Genomic DNA, 16,401 nt, shown 5'->3' with positions numbered 1-16,401 from the left:
TTGTGCTTTAATGATGAAGTGGGTGAGTTAGAATTTAATATTTGTTGATTTTTTTTAGAAAAAATGATTACTTCGTTTAGCTGTGTGTAAAAATCAATTGTGCTAAACTTGTTTCAATATTGAAACAGATAATATTGTACAACATTTGACTAGATAATGGAAATTCGAAGTTTAATAATAATATTTCTAACACTAAATCTGATTTCATTCGGACAAGAACCTGATTCGAAAGATTGTTACGAAATAAAATATCTTGATTTTTTTGGATTAGACCAAATGGAAATAATAAAATGGCCACAATCGGAACTTGATGGGCTAATGAAAATGGATTTTGCCAAAGATAGAGGTCAGTCTAAAATCAAGACGAATTTTATAATTCCAATGATTGTTTATCAGTTAAAGGAATATCACCCTAATTGCTATGCAAAAATTGACACAACTTATTTCAACAAAATTTCAGATTTATATCTTAAAATCAGAGATATAGATTCTATTAAATTGTTGAATAAATCAATCATAGAAAAAATTAACTTTATACGAGCTGATTTTTATTCTCAAGTAGAGAATGTAGATTATCTGCCAAAAATGACAGCAACTTTTGATGACGGGCCTTTTTATGGTGTTGATTTTGAGCAGAAATTGGAATTGAAACCTATCAAAATACAAGAAACTGAATTTGGAACTTTGAACGTTTCAAAAGTTAAAGAAAAAATCATACTTACGGGTAAAAACAAGAAAGGAGCGATAATTTGGCAAAAGGCGATTACTGGATTGTCGGATAGAAGCTTAACAGAATTGCATTTTATTGAAAACCCAATGGAATATAATTCAGTTGCGACAGTTGCTCATATGTATTCGGAAGGAGAAAGATTTACACTATATTTAAAGAATGATGGAAGTTTTATGTATTACTTTCATTCGTGGTAAAGAAAAATAAAAACGTTGCACCCCGTGCGCTACCGTTATTAAATAAACCTCTCTAAAAATAAAACAACTTTTACTTAAAGGCATGCATCAGTTGGCAAACACATGCGTTAAGGATTGAACGGTTTGTTTGAGCTCGCCAACGATAGGAGGAAGCGAGTAGTGAAAGCCTGACCCGATAGGGTAACGCCATAATATTTAAACAAATTTACCACACAAAAAAGCCCAATCTTTCAATCGGGCTTTTTAAATTATAATTGAAAGCTAATTATTGTCCACCAGCTTCTAAGTTTTTCATTTCTTTTTCAATCATTTCGTAAAATTGATCGATCTTAGGTAAAACAACAACACGTGTACGTCTGTTTTTTGCTCTGTTTTCTGCAGTATCATTATCTACTAAAGGCACATAAGAACTACGTCCAGCTGCAATTAATTGTCCTGGATTTACACCAAGCTCCTGCAATACACGAATGATAGATGTAGAACGCTTAACACTTAAATCCCAGTTATCTAAAAGTACACCTTTTTGGTACGATCTACTGTCTGTATGACCTTCAATCATAGCTTCAAATTCTGGTTTACTATTTATAACTTTAGCAACTTTTGCTAAAACTTCTTTAGCTCTAGTGGTTACGTTGTAGCTTCCGCTTTGGAATAATAATTTATCGGCAATTGAGATAAACACAACACCTTTTTCTACGTTTACCTCTATATCTGGATCGTTAATGCCAACTTCGCGTTTTAGGCTAGTTACCAACGCCAATGTTACACTATCTTTTTTGGTAAGTGCATCTTGTAAACGGGTAATTTTAAGTTCCTTTTCTTTAATACTTTCAAGTGTTTTTTCTATACTACTTGCTCCTTTAGCAGATAAAACTTGAAGGTTGTCATTGTTTTTACGTAAATCTACAATTTGTTCTTCTAAAGCAGTTGCTCTTGCAGTTACTGCTGCTCTGTCTTCTAAACATGAGTTTAATTTAACGGTTGCAGAATTTAACAAATCTTGAGTCTCCTTTTGTTTTGCTTGTAAGTCTGTGAATTGCTTTTTCGATACGCATGAGCTTAGTAGAAAAATAGCAGATAAGCTAAGTAATAAAACTTTTTTCATAATTGATAATGGATTAAATTTCCTGTTTTTGTTGATTACGCAAAAGTATATAAAAAACCGATGATTGTGGCATTGTTAACAAAACTTTTGCTAACTATTTATAAACTTTCATAATTGTTTTTATTATTTACGAAATATTCAAACACTATGGATGTTTTTTGGTAATATTTTATGGATTGATTTAATGTTTTTCGTTGTTTTAGCAAATAACTTAAGTGTCCGTAATAGCTAAAATGTGCTTTAACAATGGCAATAGTGTGTTTAAATTTTAATTCGAATAAAAACTTAATACCTGCTATACTATCTAAAATTAATCGTGTAACTATTAAAAAGAAAATATTGCCTTTTGCATTTTTTGTTAAGGCGAATAAACTATTTCTAAAATTAAGAAAGGTTTTTTTAGGATTGGTATTGCTAAGTGTAGCGCCACCAACATGATAAATTGTAGATGCGCTAACATATTTTATATGATAACCCAAGTTTTTTGCACGCCAACATAAATCTATTTCTTCCATGTGGGCAAAAAAAGCTTCATCAAACCCGTTTAATGTTTTAAAAATAGTGCTTCTTATAAATAAGCACGCACCTGATGCCCAAAATATTTCTGAAGTATCATTGTATTGATTATTATCTTTTTCAATGGTATTAAAAATTCGTCCACGGCAATACGGATACCCAAATTTATCTATAAAACCACCAGCAGCACCAGCATATTCAAAATAATCTTTCTTTTTATAATCCAATAATTTTGGTTGAATTATGGCTGTATTTGATTCTGCTTTAAAGGTTTCTATAATAGGAGTGAGCCAATTTTTTGAAACTTCAACATCGCTATTCAACAAGCAAAACACATCAGCGTCAATGTCTTTTAGTGCCTCGTTATAACCTTTAGCATACCCACCATTTTCTTTATTTTGAATAATTTTAATTGATGGAAATGTGCTTTTTATAAAAGAAACCGAATCATCAGTCGAGGCATTATCAGCAATGTAAACGTTAGCTTCGCTAGAAGAATGCTCAATAACCGAAGGTAAAAACTGTTCCAATAGTTTTCTTCCGTTCCAATTTAGTATAACGATGGCTAATTTCATAAATTATAATCTGGAATATCTTTTAAAAATTGATAGCGTTCATTTTCAAAATCCATTTGGCAATAATAATGATTTAATCCGTTTGTTACCATTAAATAACTAGCGTTAAGCACCAAATTATACTGTGCAATTTGATCGAAGGTATTTTGGTTAACAGTAATGGTGGGCGATTTACACTCAACAATTAGATGAATACTTCCGTTTGAATTATAAATTACAATATCGTATCGCTTCTTTAAACCGTTAACAATGAGCTCTTTTTCAACGTTTATTAAAGATTTTGGATATCTTTTTACTTCCATTAAATATTGAACACAATGTTGGCGTACCCATTCTTCGGGTTGTAAAATCACAAATTTTTTGCGAATACTATCGAAAATAGAAATTTTATTTTCGCTACTTTTGAAACGAAACGAATATGTAGGGAAATTAAGTTTTTGCACTACACAAATTTGGTGATTTTTTTTCAATGGACGAAGTCAAACAATTAGTAACCGATATAAAAAACAAAAATTTAAAGCCTATTTACTTTTTAATGGGTGAGGAGCCTTATTATATTGATAAGATTTCAGATTTTATTGAAGATAATGTACTTTTAGAAGAAGAAAAGGGGTTCAATCAAATGGTTTTATATGGACGCGATGTATCCATAGATGATATTGTGGGGAATGCAAAGCGTTACCCCATGATGGCAGAACGACAGGTTGTTATTGTAAAAGAAGCCCAGGATTTATCACGTACTATCGAAAAATTGGTTTCTTATGCAGAAAACCCACAACCTACAACCGTTTTAGTTTTTAATTATAAATATAAAAAGATTGACAAACGTAAAGCTTTATATAAAACGTTAAAAAAAACGGGGATAGTTTACGAAAGTAAAAAGCTTTACGAAAATCAGGTAGCCGATTGGATTCGTCGTGTTTTATCACCAAAAAAATATACCATCTCTCCAAAAGCAGCACAAATGCTGGTTGAGTTTTTAGGAACCGATTTAAGTAAAATTAATAACGAATTAGAGAAGCTTCAAATTATTTTACCTTCTGGTAGCCAAATAACACCAGAAGTTATTGAAGAAAATATAGGTATTAGTAAGGATTTTAATAATTTCGAATTACGAAAAGCCATTGGCGAAAAAAATGCAGTTAAAGCGCATCAAATAATTAACTATTTTGCTGAAAACCCAAAGGACAATCCTATGGTAGTAACAGTATCTTTATTATTCAATTTTTTCTCGCAATTACTTCATTTTCATGGTTTGAAAGATAAATCGCCACGTAGTGTAGCATCGGCTTTAAAAGTAAATCCTTATTTTGTTAACGAATATATTACTGCTGCAAGAAACTATCCTATGCGAAACGTAAGTACCATTGTTTCTGTATTGCGTGAGTTTGATGTTAAAAGCAAAGGTGTTGGCAGTAACGCAGTACCTCAAGGAGATTTATTGAAGGAATTATTGTTTAGAATTTTATCTTAATTTTAGATATAAACAGAAATTGTTAAAACGAGCATGGTAAACAATAACAAAATAATTACTAATGGCATTACAAATTTCAGCCATTTGTTATAGCCAACTTTTACAATTGCTAAAGATGCTAAAATTAATCCTGTTGGATTAATAAATGCGAATAAACCCATACCGTATTGATAGGCGTTTACAATCATTTCTCGTCCTATACCAACACCATCTGCCAAAGGAGACATTATAGGCATTGTTAATACTGCCATACCTGAAGACGAAGGAATAAAGAATGATAAACCCCCATAAATATATAACATCGCATTAATAAATATGCCTTTATTCATACCATTGGTGGTATTACTAGCATAGTACAAAAGCGTATCACTAATTTGTCCATCATTCATAATTATGGTAACGCCTCTAGCAATTCCTATAATTATTGCTACTCCTAATAAATCTCCAGCACCTTTTACAAAAACATCAACAAAATTGTGCTCTTTTATTTTCCCAATAACACCTATAGCAATTGCCCCTACCAAAAAGACTACAGTCATTTCTATAAACCACCATTCTAATTGAGAAACGCCATATATCATAACAATAAAGCACGAGATAAAAATAAAAAGAATAAAACGTAATCGAGTGGTTAATTTTAAAGTAGCGTTTGTAGTGCTACCAAAATGTTTTTCAATGTCTTCTTTTTGATCATAAATAATCGACTTTGTTGGGTCTTTTTTTACACGCTGCGCATACCTAATAATATATAGGATACAAATAAGTGTTCCTAAGCCTAACATAACAAATCTTCCAGTAATTCCCGTTGTCCAATTAATACCAGCAGCATCTGATGCAATAATAGCACTAAAAGGATTAGTTGTAGAACACATAGTACCAATAGTTGAACCAATATAAATACAAGCCAATGGAACTATAGCATCATATTTAGCCGCTAAAAATATTGGTATAAGTATGGGGTAGAAGGCTATAGTTTCTTCAGCTAAACCAAATGTAGTACCTCCAGCAGCTATTAGCCCAGTAACTAGAATAATTAAGATGTATTCATTGCCTTTTAATGTTTCTGCTAACCAAGAAATACCGGCATCAAAAGCACCTGTATAATTTATAATACCAATTAAACCACCAATAATTAATACTAAAAAAATAATATCAGCACCTTCTATTATTCCTTTTATGGGCGATTTTATAAATGCAGTTACACCTTGCGGAGACGCTTTAACTTCTTTATAAGTATTAGGAATACTTATAGGTTTCCAAATATCACCATTTGTGAATTTATCTAATGGAATTTTAATTTCAAGATCATCTAAAGTTTCTTGAGTTGCAGCTAATGTTACAGTTTTGCTTAAACTTGTTTTGGTAAACGTGTTTTCAGCTTTGTTATACGATAAAGAGTCGTATTTTCCTGAAGGAACTAGCCATGTTAAAATAGCAACTAAACCAGCAATTATTAGAAGTATAGTTTGGGCGGTTGGAAATTTTATTTTTTTCAATCCTGTATATTTTATTTAGACGAAAGATAGTAATATTTTAGTGTTTTTTAGAAACATTAGAAATGAAAGTAGACATACACGAAAGTTGGAAACCCTATTTACAAAGAGAATTTGATAAGCCTTATTTTAATAGTTTAACTAATTTTGTTAAAACTGAATATAAAACACAAACTTGTTTTCCTCCTGGAAACCAAATTTTTAACGCATTCAATCATTGCCATTTTAAAGATGTTAAAGTTGTAATAATTGGTCAAGATCCATACCATGGAGTTGGTCAAGCTAATGGCTTGTGTTTTTCTGTTAATGATAATATGGCACACCCTCCATCATTAATTAATATTTTTAAAGAGATAGAGACAGATTTAGGAATTCCATATCCTAAAAGTGGTAATCTATTGCGTTGGGCTAATCAAGGGGTTTTATTATTAAATGCGACATTAACAGTTAGAGCTCATCAAGCTGGTAGTCATCAAAAAAAGGGATGGGAAAATTTTACCGATGCGGTAATAAAAATAATAAGTGATAAAAAAGAAGGTGTTGTTTTTTTACTGTGGGGAGGTTTTGCAAAACAAAAAGTAAAACTAATTAATAAGGAAAAGCATCATGTATTAGAGTCAGGACATCCATCTCCTTTGAGTGCTAATAGGGGGTATTGGTTTGGCAATAAGCATTTTAGTAAAGTAAATTTGCTTTTTGAGCAAAAAGGCAAAAAAAAAATTGCTTGGTAAAAATCAAATATACTAATTAGCTACCAGTAGGAGCGAGCTTTCCAGATTCATGTTCTAAAGCAATAGTTGGTCTAAAAACTATTGGTTTTTTGGTTGCTTTTGGTGTTCTATTAATCTTATTACTGCTAAACTTTAGCAATAAAAAATTTATGGCGACTAATGTAGAAATTGAAATAGTAATTGTTAATAACATGGTACTTGGGGTTAATTTATCGGCAAAATACAAAAAAACAAGTTTAAATGCTAATTTTAACGATTAAATTATATTTATATACAAAACTAATAAATAAAAGACTACAAAACAATACGTACTTCTACTTATTTTGTTAAAATATTTTTATCCCAAGAAATTTAATCCAATATTGTTTCAGGAACAACATCTTTATGTACCATTATAGAAATTGTTTTTAATCTAAAATATGCTTCACTCATATAAATGTATCCATCGTTAGCGACACGTTCAGAATTTTTACCCCAAGAATTTTTTACTTTATAATAAGTAGTTCCATTTTGGTCTTTAAGCATACCTGTTATGTGCATCAAATGGTCATCAGTAGTATTATAATTTTCAAACTCTTGTTGTCTTAAGGTTTGTGTAATATCTTTTTCTGGTAACACCTTTATTAGGGCATCTAGTTTACTATTCTCATCTTTCGGTATAACTGCTAAACCATGTTTTGATGAAAAGGTTTTTTCACTTACATCGCAATCTAATTCAACAGTGTAACCTGCTTTTAGGGCTTTATTTGTAATAGCAACTAAATCATCCAGCTTTACATTTAAAAACGAACCGTTGGAAAAATTATCTGGAATATTTAATATGAAGTTTGAATTGTAGGGTTCATGGGAAAACGATGTAATGCTTATGTAATCTTTCGGGTTTATTTTTGTCATTTCTAAAAATGATTTGGGAGTATACTGCACGCCATCATAATTAAAAGTTGATATGTTTTTACCGAGGTAAATATCTAGCACACTTTCAGTTACCTGTTTCCACTTTGGCGATAGTAGACGACCAGGATTATCTATATAAACATCTAATAACCCTTTTAAAACAGCTATCATTTCTGAGTGATTGTGTCTTGACACATTGGCTTCTAAGCCAGAATAGGCATCGTTTGGTACTAAACCATAATCGGCTACACTATTAATAACATCGTGTGCTAATCCACCTTCGCTAAATTGAGCTTTTCCTTGTCGCATCATATAATTCCATGCTTTTTTAGGGTAAGTATTGCGAACGGTGTACATTTCAGACAAATCAATTTTTTTACCTGTAATGCGTATTATTTCACTTTCTAAAAATGATGAAGTCGAAAAACTCCAGCATGTTCCTGTGCTTCCTTGGCTAATAACATCGGTAGTTTCTATATCTATTATAGTTTCAAATTCATAAGATTGAGAAAAACTTACAAGTGAAACAAAAGCTAAAATGAAAATTGAAATACTATTTTTCATGATGAAATAAGTGTTTTAATGAAATAAAATTTATTTTTGACTAAAATATAAAAAATGGAGGAAGCAAAATGGGTAACTGTTAAAGAATATCAAGATATTACCTATAAAAAATGTAATGGTGTTGCAAGAATAGCTTTTAATAGACCAAATGTTAGAAATGCCTTTAGACCCAAAACAACAAGTGAGCTTTATGATGCTTTTTATGATGCTAATGAAGATGTTAATATAGGAGTTGTTTTATTATCTGCCGAAGGACCATCAACCAAAGATGGCATTTGGAGTTTTTGCTCAGGTGGCGACCAAAAAGCAAGAGGGCATCAAGGATATGTTGGAGAAGATGGATACCATCGATTAAATATTTTAGAAGTACAACGACTTATCCGATTTATGCCAAAAGCAGTTATTGCTGTAGTTCCTGGTTGGGCAGTTGGGGGCGGACATAGTTTACATGTAGTTTGCGATTTAACGCTTGCCAGTAAAGAACATGCTATTTTTAAACAGACCGATGCCGATGTAACGAGTTTTGATGGGGGTTATGGTTCTGCTTATCTAGCTAAAATGGTTGGACAAAAAAAAGCACGTGAAATTTTCTTTTTAGGTAGAAACTATTCTGCGCAAGAAGCTTATGATATGGGAATGGTTAATGCTGTGATTCCGCATGATGAATTAGAAAATACAGCTTATGAATGGGCGCAAGAGATATTGGCAAAATCTCCAACCTCAATTAAAATGTTGAAATTTGCTATGAATTTAACGGATGATGGCATGGTAGGGCAGCAAGTATTTGCTGGTGAAGCAACACGTTTAGCATATATGACAGATGAAGCTATTGAAGGTAGAAATGCTTTCCTCGAAAAACGTAAACCTAACTTTGTAAAAAAATGGATTCCGTAAATGAAAAATATCTCTCTTTGGATTTCTACTATGCGTTTAAGAACGCTACCGCTATCAATTTCTGGAATTATTTTGGCATCTTGTTTGGCAGAATATAATGGGTTTTTTAATTGGAAAATATGCGTTCTTGCTATTTTAACAACACTGAGTTTGCAAATATTATCTAATCTAGCAAACGATTATGGCGATGGTGTTAAAGGTACAGATAACAACGATAGAATTGGTCCAGTACGTGCCATACAAAGTGGTAAAATTTCTCCTGATGATATGTTTAATGCCATTAGAATTAATATTTTAATTTCTATAGGTTTAGCTTTTGCTCTTATATTTTCAGCTTTTGGAGTTAAACACTTTTTGCTTACAATGCTTTTCTTTGTTTTAGGTGTTGCTTGTATAGTTGCAGCAATTCGTTACACCATGGGAAGTAATGCTTATGGATATAGAGGGTTAGGCGATGTTTTTGTATTTGTTTTTTTTGGATTAGTTAGCGTTATAGGGTGCTATGTCTTGTTTGCTAAAACCATTGATCATGTTGTGTTTTTACCCGCATGTACGATAGGCTTATTGAGTATGGGGGTTTTAAATTTGAATAATATGCGCGATATTATTTCAGATGAAAAATCAAACAAAATGACTTTTGCTGTAAAACTTGGTCAAAATAAAGTTAAAGTATATCACACTGTACTTATTGGTTTAGCTATGGTTTTATCAGCTTTATTTGGTCTATTATATTATACATCACCATATAATTTAATTTTTGTTGTTGCTTACATTCCTTTAATTATTCATTTAATCAAAGTGAATAAAAATTCAGTTCCAAAATTATTAGACCTAGAATTAAAAAAATTAGCATTAACAACTGTGTTTTTAGCAATTCTAATGGGTATAGGTCATTTATTATAGTTTTTTTGTATTTTTCTAGATAAATAAAAGCACATGAAAATTACATTTTACGGTCACGCAAGTTTAGGAATTCAAATTGAAGATACTCATATTTTGGTCGACCCTTTTATAACGGGAAATCCTAAAGCTTCAAACATTGATATTAATACGCTTAAAGCAGATTATATTTTAGTAACACATGCGCATCAAGATCATATTTTAGATGTTGAAGCTATTGCTAAACGAACCGATGCGGTTATCATTTCTAATTATGAAATTGTGACGCATTTTGGAAATTTAGGTTTAGAAGGGCACCCCATGAATCATGGAGGAACTTGGGACTTTGAATTCGGAAGTGTTAAATACGTAAATGCTATTCATACATCATCGTTTCCAGATGGTAGTTATGGTGGGCAACCTGGTGGTTTTGTAATTGAAGGTGAACATAAAAATATTTACATAGCTGGCGATACGGCTTTAACTTTTGATATGAAATTAATTCCGCTTCAAACCAAATTAGATTTAGCCATTTTACCAATAGGCGATAATTTTACCATGGGAATTGATGATGCTATTTTAGCTAGCGATTTTGTGGAATGTGATAAAATTTTAGGCTGTCATTTTGATACTTTTGGCTATATAGAAATAGACCACGAAGTTGCTAAACGCAAGTTTTTTGAAAAAGACAAAGATTTAATGCTTCTTGAAATCGGCGAAAGTTTAGAACTATAGATGATAATAGCCACTTACCACAAATACATTTTAAATTTTAAACAACCCAGTGGAACATCACGAGGTGTTTTAAAAACTAAGGAAACTTGGTTTATTATTTTAGAGCACAACAAAAAAAAAGGCATTGGTGAATGTAGTGTTTTCCGTGGTTTAAGCATTGACGATGTGTCACATTACGAAGATATATTAAAATGGACTTGTATAAATATTCATCTAGGGTTAGAGGTATTGTTGGATGAATTAAAAAAATTTCCTAGCATTCAATTTGGATTAGAAACAGCTTTTAAATCTATAGAAAGCGAAAATAAATTTGAATTGTTTCCTTCTGATTTTACTAAAAGCAAGGCTTCAATTGCTATAAACGGACTCATATGGATGGGTTCTGAAAGCTTTATGAAGCAACAAATAAAAGATAAAATTTCAGCAGGATTCAATTGTATAAAAATGAAGATAGGAGCGATTGATTTTCAAACAGAAATTAATCTTATAAAATCAATTAGAAAAGAATTTTCATCAAAAGACATTGAATTACGTGTGGATGCCAATGGTGCTTTTTCAAAAGATGAAGCTCTAGGGAAATTAAAAATATTATCAGAACTCGATTTACATTCTATCGAGCAACCTATAAAACAAGGTCAAGTTGAAACTATGGCAAAACTATGTGAAGCCACACCATTACCCATTGCTTTAGATGAAGAATTGATAGGTGTTTTTTCTGTAACAAAAAAAGAGGAATTACTACAAACCATAAATCCACATTACATTATTTTAAAACCGAGTTTAATTGGAGGTTTTAAGGGAAGTGATGAATGGATTAAAATAGCTGAAAACAACAAAATGGGCTGGTGGATTACCAGTGCTTTAGAAAGTAATATTGGGCTTAATGCTATTGCGCAATATACATATGAAAAACAAAGTAGTATGCCTCAAGGACTTGGTACAGGTGCATTATTTACTAATAATTTTGATAGCCCATTACAAGTAAAAAATGGTACATTGCAATATAATAGTAGTGTTAATTGGAAATTTAATTTATGATGGATTACATACAACAAGTTTATAAAGGGAAACGCGAATTATGGATGTTTATTTTAACAAGTATTTTAATATCTGGAATTTTTGTTCTAAATTTTATAGCATTCTTGTTTACTTCGCCAGAGGATATGGATGCGGCTTACGAAATGATGAAATCGATTCCTGCAAATTTATCATTAATTATAAATTTGGCACCATTTGCTATATTATTGATTTTACTATTTGTTTTTGTAAAGTTTGTTCATCAAAGAAGCATTTTATCACTCACAACAGCAAGAAAAAAAGTAGATTGGAAACGGATAGTATTCTCGTTTTTACTTATTGTAGTTATTACACTCATAACATTTGGTATTTCTTACTATCTAGATCCTTCTTTAATAGAGTTGCAATTTGATGGAAAGAAATTTGCAATACTTTTAATAATTAGTTTGTTGCTTTTTCCGTTTCAAATAGGATTGGAAGAATATTTGTTTAGAGGCTATTTTATGCAACATATAGGCGATTTAGTTAAAAACAGATGGTTTCCATTACTATTTACTTCTATTTTTTTTGGTATAGCACATAGTGCAAATCCAGAAGTAGCAGAAATAGGTTTAGTAACTATGGTGTTTTATATTGGAACAGGATTGCTATTAGGAATTATGACGCTTATGGATGATGGGTTAGAATTAGCTTTAGGTTTTCATTTAGGAAATAATTTGCTTGCTGCATTATTAATTACTTCAGATTGGTCTGCTTTACAAACTGATGCTATTTTTAGATATACAGCAGAAGAAGCTAACCATACTACTTTGGAAATCATTATGCCCGTTTTAATTGTTTATCCGATAATATTGTTTATCCTATCAAAAAAATATAATTGGACAAATTGGAAAGACAAATTATTAGGAAATGTAGTGGAACCGCCAAAAGAAAACTATAAAATTTTAGAAGACATCAGAAATCGTGATTCCCAGTTATAACAAAGTTCATTTAAAATTTAAACTCAATAAGGTTCATTATTCGTATGATGATCTTATGGAAGTCGCCTATAGTTTTGTGAAAGAAGGCTTGCCGTATGAACAAATTATTGGTGGTTTTTTACTCGATTGGTTAGATAAAAAGGATTATATAATTGTAAATACTTCGGGATCTACGGGCAATTCAAAATACATTAAAATTAAAAAGCAAGCTATGGTAAATTCTGCTATAGCGACGGGAAATTTTTTCAAATTAAAACCAGGTGATACGGCTTTATATTGTTTGCCAGCTCATTATATAGCAGGTAAAATGATGCTGGTTAGAGCCATGATTTTGGGTATGGAATTAGATTTGGCACAGCCTACATCGCAGCCTATTTTCGATTATGAGAAACACTACGATTTTGCAGCTATGGTACCTTTACAACTGGAAAAAACATATGGGTATTGCAATGCCATTAAAACCATTATTGTTGGCGGAGCTGCAGTTTCAAACACCTTAAAAATAGTAATTCAAGATATAAAACCCAATGTTTACGAAACCTACGGAATGACCGAAACTGTAACACATATTGCTTTAAAAAAGCTTAATAATTTTTACAATACAGAACAAGTAGAGGCATCTCATTTTAAAGTACTGCCTAATATTTTAATTTCTCAAGACGAACGCAACTGTTTGGTAATCAACGCGCCTCGAATTTCAAAAGAAAGTATAATAACCAATGATATAGTAAAATTATATTCCGATACGACATTTGAATGGTTAGGGCGATATGATAATATTATAAATTCAGGCGGCGTTAAGTTATGTCCCGAACAAATTGAAGCTAAACTTCAAAATAAAATAAAACAACGTTTTTTTATTACTTCTGAAAAGGAAGACCTTTTAGGAGAACAACTTGTTTTGGTTGTAGAAGGCAATTCAAATATAATAGATAATGCATTATTTTCAGATTTAGAAAAATTTGAAAAGCCTAAAATTGTTTACAGTATTAATCGATTTATCGAAACTTCTTCAGGCAAAATTCAACGTAAAAAAACTTTAAAGCATATAAAAGTTCAAAATTAATTGTAACATTGCCAACATTTAATCTACTAATAATAAAATTTTAATAATGAGTTTTATAAAGCGTGTACTATCTACCGTTACAGGAATTTTTGTGTTCCTTTTTATTTGTTTTGGACTATTGATTGTAATAGGATTATTAGCAGGTTCATCGTCAGATGAAAAGATTACAGTCAGAGATAATTCTGTATTAGACCTTAAGTTAGATTTTCAGATAAAAGATTACGCAGGAAAAACTGTTTTTAAACAGTATGATTTTTTAAATGAAAACAGAAAAGATGGCCTTTTTAATATTATTGATGCCATAAAATATGCCGCGACAGATAATAAAATTAAAGGCATATCAATAGATAATAATTTTATTCAAGCAGGTTTCTCTCAAACTAAAGCCATTAGAGACGCTCTTTTAGAATTTAAAAAATCTAATAAATTTATTGTGGCCTACGCCGATATTTATACTCAAAAAGACTATTACTTAAGTTCTGTTGCCGATACTATTTATATGAATCCTGCTGGAATGATGGAGTTTAATGGTTTGTCTACAGAACGTTTATACTTTAAAGATTTTCAAGAAAAATCTGGACTTAAAATGGAAGTGATTCGTTTAGGTAAATATAAAAGTGCTGTTGAGCCTTTCTTAGAAAATGAAATGAGTGCTAATAACCGCGAGCAAATTGAAGGGTATTTGAATGGTATCTGGAATGAGGTTAAAAAAGAAATTTCGGTAAGCAGAGATATATCTGTCGAAAGGTTAAACACCATTGCAGATAGTTTACTATCTAGGACTGCACCTTTAGCGCAATCGTCTAAAATGATTGATAAAATCGCTTATTATGATGAGTATCAAAATGGTTTAAGGCATGCGATTAATGTTGAAGCGTCAAAAAAAATAAAGACCATTTCTATAAGAGATTATGCGGTGTATACTGCAAATAAAATAAAAACGAAAACGAGCAGTAACAAAATAGCAGTTATTTATGCTGAAGGCGAAATTATATATGGAGAAGGTGATGAAGAGTATGTTGGTCAAGGTGCCATGAATCGCTCGTTAAAAGACGCTAGAGAAGACGATAAAGTTAAAGCAGTGGTTATTCGTGTTAATTCTCCAGGAGGGAATGCTTTAGCGAGCGAACTTATTTGGCGCGAAATAGAATTAACTAAAAAAGTAAAGCCTGTTATTGTATCAATGGGCGACCTTGCTGCTTCTGGCGGATATTATATTGCTTGTAATGCCGATAAAATTATAGCAGAACCAACAACTATTACGGGGAGCATTGGTGTTTTTGGAATGTTACCAAATGTAAAAGGACTTGCTGATAAATGGGGAATAAATGCAGAACAAGTAACAACTAACAAAAATTCTATTCTATACAGTCTTTTTGAACCGATGAACGGAGGACAAGAAGCATATATAAAAGAAAGTATTAATGATATTTATGAGTTATTTACAAATAGAGTTGCTACTGGCAGAAATATGACACAAGAGGATGTAAAAGCGATTGCTCAAGGTCGTGTGTGGACTGGTGTTGATGCTTTGAATAATGGTTTAGTTGATGAACTTGGAGGTTTAGATATTGCACTTGAATATGCAGCACAAGCAGCAGAAATTGAAGATTATAAAATAAAAGAATTACCTGTTTTTGAAAAAGACCTTGAAAAAATATTACAAAGTTTTGGTTTAGTAAAAACAAAGGAAGATATTTTAAAAGAAGAATTAGGAGAAGCTAATTACAAAATAATAAGAGAAATAAAATTGATGTCTCGACGAAAAGGCATTCAGTTGTTGTTTCCTTTTAATATCGAAATTAAATAAACAGTTTATAAATTAATTATTTGAAAGGCTAAGTTTTTACTTACCTTTTTTGTTTTTATAGTTAACTCATTCAGAAATACACTTTACTCATTGTTGGTTTTTTAATATTTAGTTTGATTATAGTTTTATGCTAAACTAAAAATCAACTATTATGAAAACCACGTTCTGCAAATTCATTTTTTTAATTCTTCCGTATGCCGTGTTTTCCCAAAGCATACCATCAATAAAAGTAGGTAACGATAAGCTGGGAATTACATCTTTAGATATAAAAGTAGAAGTTGTTGGGAATATCGCGACCACAACTTACGATATGCTTTTTTACAATCCAACCAAAGAAATTTTAGAAGGCGAATTAACTTTTCCTTTAGGTGAAGGGCAACGAGTTTCAGGGTTAGCTTTAGAAGTAAACGGAAAACTTAGAGAAGCGGTTGTTGTAGAAAAAGAGCAAGGTCGCGTTGCTTTTGAAGCAGTAGTGAGACAACGTGTAGACCCCATTTTATTAGAAAAAGGAACAGGTAATAAATACAAAGCAAGAATATATCCTATTCCAGCCAAAGGCTACAAAAGAGTGGTTTTGTCGTACGAGCAAGAATTAATTTTTGGTGAAGAAGCACATTATTTTCATTTGCCTTTAGGATTTAAAAAAAATTTAGATCATTTTGTTTTAGAGGTAAATGTATTCAATCAAAATTTGTAGGCATACAACAAATCTCTAAGAATGAAATTAACAAATTACTTCAA

At 31.3% G+C, this 16,401-nt stretch carries 17 protein-coding genes; 11 read left to right on the top strand and 6 right to left on the bottom strand.

The features are described 5' to 3' along the window. Nucleotides 1-156 precede the first annotated feature (156 nt). Complete coding sequence (locus tag AADI82_RS07505; RefSeq protein ID WP_341215827.1) at nt 157-927, top strand: hypothetical protein; 771 nt, start codon at nt 157-159, stop codon at nt 925-927. Nucleotides 928-1,192: 265 nt separating this feature from the next. Here the strand turns inward: AADI82_RS07505 and AADI82_RS07500 are convergent, their stop codons facing one another. From AADI82_RS07500 to AADI82_RS07490, 3 genes are all read right to left on the bottom strand, one after another. After that, nucleotides 1,193-2,032, bottom strand: a complete 840-nt coding sequence (locus AADI82_RS07500) for an OmpA family protein (RefSeq protein WP_341215826.1) — start codon at nt 2,030-2,032, stop codon at nt 1,193-1,195. A gap of 98 nt (nt 2,033-2,130) precedes the next feature. Beyond that, the gene (locus tag AADI82_RS07495) at nt 2,131-3,123 is read right to left on the bottom strand and encodes a glycosyltransferase family 2 protein (protein ID WP_341215825.1); all 993 of its coding nucleotides are present in this window, start codon (nt 3,121-3,123) and stop codon (nt 2,131-2,133) included. Then, nucleotides 3,120-3,566, bottom strand: a complete 447-nt coding sequence (locus tag AADI82_RS07490; RefSeq protein ID WP_341215824.1) for a type I restriction enzyme HsdR N-terminal domain-containing protein — start codon at nt 3,564-3,566, stop codon at nt 3,120-3,122. Before AADI82_RS07490 ends, AADI82_RS07495 begins: the two co-directional genes overlap by 4 nt. A gap of 26 nt (nt 3,567-3,592) precedes the next feature. On the opposite strand from AADI82_RS07490, the gene holA reads away from it, so the two are divergent. Then, nucleotides 3,593-4,597, top strand: coding sequence for a DNA polymerase III subunit delta (gene holA / locus AADI82_RS07485; RefSeq protein WP_341215823.1), 1,005 nt, complete (start codon nt 3,593-3,595; stop codon nt 4,595-4,597). 2 nt (nt 4,598-4,599) lie between these two features. Here the strand turns inward: holA and AADI82_RS07480 are convergent, their stop codons facing one another. Continuing rightward, entirely contained in the window at nt 4,600-6,093 is a 1,494-nt protein-coding gene (locus AADI82_RS07480; RefSeq protein WP_341215822.1) for a YfcC family protein, read from the bottom strand. A gap of 62 nt (nt 6,094-6,155) precedes the next feature. On the opposite strand from AADI82_RS07480, the gene AADI82_RS07475 reads away from it, so the two are divergent. Continuing rightward, complete coding sequence (locus AADI82_RS07475; protein ID WP_341215821.1) at nt 6,156-6,821, top strand: uracil-DNA glycosylase; 666 nt, start codon at nt 6,156-6,158, stop codon at nt 6,819-6,821. Between the two features lie 16 nt (nt 6,822-6,837). Here the strand turns inward: AADI82_RS07475 and AADI82_RS07470 are convergent, their stop codons facing one another. Continuing rightward, nucleotides 6,838-7,014 (bottom strand): hypothetical protein, encoded by a 177-nt coding sequence (locus AADI82_RS07470; RefSeq protein WP_341215820.1) that lies wholly within the window; start codon nt 7,012-7,014, stop codon nt 6,838-6,840. Between the two features lie 158 nt (nt 7,015-7,172). Beyond that, nucleotides 7,173-8,279 carry a C1 family peptidase gene (locus tag AADI82_RS07465; protein ID WP_341215819.1) on the bottom strand — a complete coding sequence of 369 codons (1,107 nt, stop codon included), beginning with the start codon at nt 8,277-8,279 and terminating at the stop codon, nt 7,173-7,175. Nucleotides 8,280-8,333: 54 nt separating this feature from the next. Here AADI82_RS07465 and AADI82_RS07460 point away from each other — a divergent pair, with 54 nt between their 5' ends. From AADI82_RS07460 to AADI82_RS07425, 8 genes are all read left to right on the top strand, one after another. Beyond that, nucleotides 8,334-9,173, top strand: coding sequence for a 1,4-dihydroxy-2-naphthoyl-CoA synthase (locus tag AADI82_RS07460; RefSeq protein ID WP_341215818.1), 840 nt, complete (start codon nt 8,334-8,336; stop codon nt 9,171-9,173). Continuing rightward, nucleotides 9,174-10,076 carry a 1,4-dihydroxy-2-naphthoate octaprenyltransferase gene (gene menA / locus AADI82_RS07455; RefSeq protein ID WP_341215817.1) on the top strand — a complete coding sequence of 301 codons (903 nt, stop codon included), beginning with the start codon at nt 9,174-9,176 and terminating at the stop codon, nt 10,074-10,076. A gap of 33 nt (nt 10,077-10,109) precedes the next feature. Then, nucleotides 10,110-10,787: a metal-dependent hydrolase gene (locus AADI82_RS07450; RefSeq protein ID WP_341215816.1), complete on the top strand. Its 678-nt coding sequence runs from the start codon at nt 10,110-10,112 to the stop codon at nt 10,785-10,787. A 3-nt stretch (nt 10,788-10,790) separates the two neighbouring features. Next, complete coding sequence (locus tag AADI82_RS07445; protein ID WP_341215828.1) at nt 10,791-11,825, top strand: o-succinylbenzoate synthase; 1,035 nt, start codon at nt 10,791-10,793, stop codon at nt 11,823-11,825. Then, nucleotides 11,822-12,784 carry a lysostaphin resistance A-like protein gene (locus AADI82_RS07440; protein WP_341215815.1) on the top strand — a complete coding sequence of 321 codons (963 nt, stop codon included), beginning with the start codon at nt 11,822-11,824 and terminating at the stop codon, nt 12,782-12,784. Before AADI82_RS07445 ends, AADI82_RS07440 begins: the two co-directional genes overlap by 4 nt. Before the next feature lie 55 nt (nt 12,785-12,839). Then, the gene (locus AADI82_RS07435; protein ID WP_341215814.1) at nt 12,840-13,850 is read left to right on the top strand and encodes an AMP-binding protein; all 1,011 of its coding nucleotides are present in this window, start codon (nt 12,840-12,842) and stop codon (nt 13,848-13,850) included. A gap of 46 nt (nt 13,851-13,896) precedes the next feature. After that, nucleotides 13,897-15,660, top strand: a complete 1,764-nt coding sequence (sppA, locus tag AADI82_RS07430; RefSeq protein WP_341215813.1) for a signal peptide peptidase SppA — start codon at nt 13,897-13,899, stop codon at nt 15,658-15,660. Between the two features lie 151 nt (nt 15,661-15,811). After that, the gene (locus tag AADI82_RS07425; RefSeq protein ID WP_341215812.1) at nt 15,812-16,357 is read left to right on the top strand and encodes a VIT domain-containing protein; all 546 of its coding nucleotides are present in this window, start codon (nt 15,812-15,814) and stop codon (nt 16,355-16,357) included. Nucleotides 16,358-16,401 lie beyond the last annotated feature (44 nt).

This window comes from uncultured Wocania sp. (assembly GCF_964021735.1).
Lineage (GTDB): Bacteria > Bacteroidota > Bacteroidia > Flavobacteriales > Flavobacteriaceae > Wocania_A.
Note: the sequence above shows the minus strand (reverse complement) of the source record. Positions and strands in the feature narration are given on the sequence as shown.

Excerpts from the sequence above, each read along its gene's own strand:
- AADI82_RS07505 (WP_341215827.1), top strand. The coding sequence starts at position 157 with ATGGAAATTCGAAGTTTAATAATAATATTTCTAACACTAAATCTGATT.
- AADI82_RS07500 (WP_341215826.1), bottom strand. The coding sequence starts at position 2,032 with ATGAAAAAAGTTTTATTACTTAGCTTATCTGCTATTTTTCTACTAAGC.
- AADI82_RS07495 (WP_341215825.1), bottom strand. The coding sequence starts at position 3,123 with ATGAAATTAGCCATCGTTATACTAAATTGGAACGGAAGAAAACTATTG.
- holA (WP_341215823.1), top strand. The coding sequence starts at position 3,593 with ATGGACGAAGTCAAACAATTAGTAACCGATATAAAAAACAAAAATTTA.
- AADI82_RS07475 (WP_341215821.1), top strand. The coding sequence starts at position 6,156 with ATGAAAGTAGACATACACGAAAGTTGGAAACCCTATTTACAAAGAGAA.
- AADI82_RS07470 (WP_341215820.1), bottom strand. The coding sequence starts at position 7,014 with ATGTTATTAACAATTACTATTTCAATTTCTACATTAGTCGCCATAAAT.
- AADI82_RS07465 (WP_341215819.1), bottom strand. The coding sequence starts at position 8,279 with ATGAAAAATAGTATTTCAATTTTCATTTTAGCTTTTGTTTCACTTGTA.
- AADI82_RS07460 (WP_341215818.1), top strand. The coding sequence starts at position 8,334 with ATGGAGGAAGCAAAATGGGTAACTGTTAAAGAATATCAAGATATTACC.
- menA (WP_341215817.1), top strand. The coding sequence starts at position 9,174 with ATGAAAAATATCTCTCTTTGGATTTCTACTATGCGTTTAAGAACGCTA.
- AADI82_RS07450 (WP_341215816.1), top strand. The coding sequence starts at position 10,110 with ATGAAAATTACATTTTACGGTCACGCAAGTTTAGGAATTCAAATTGAA.
- AADI82_RS07440 (WP_341215815.1), top strand. The coding sequence starts at position 11,822 with ATGATGGATTACATACAACAAGTTTATAAAGGGAAACGCGAATTATGG.
- AADI82_RS07435 (WP_341215814.1), top strand. The coding sequence starts at position 12,840 with ATGGAAGTCGCCTATAGTTTTGTGAAAGAAGGCTTGCCGTATGAACAA.
- sppA (WP_341215813.1), top strand. The coding sequence starts at position 13,897 with ATGAGTTTTATAAAGCGTGTACTATCTACCGTTACAGGAATTTTTGTG.
- AADI82_RS07425 (WP_341215812.1), top strand. The coding sequence starts at position 15,812 with ATGAAAACCACGTTCTGCAAATTCATTTTTTTAATTCTTCCGTATGCC.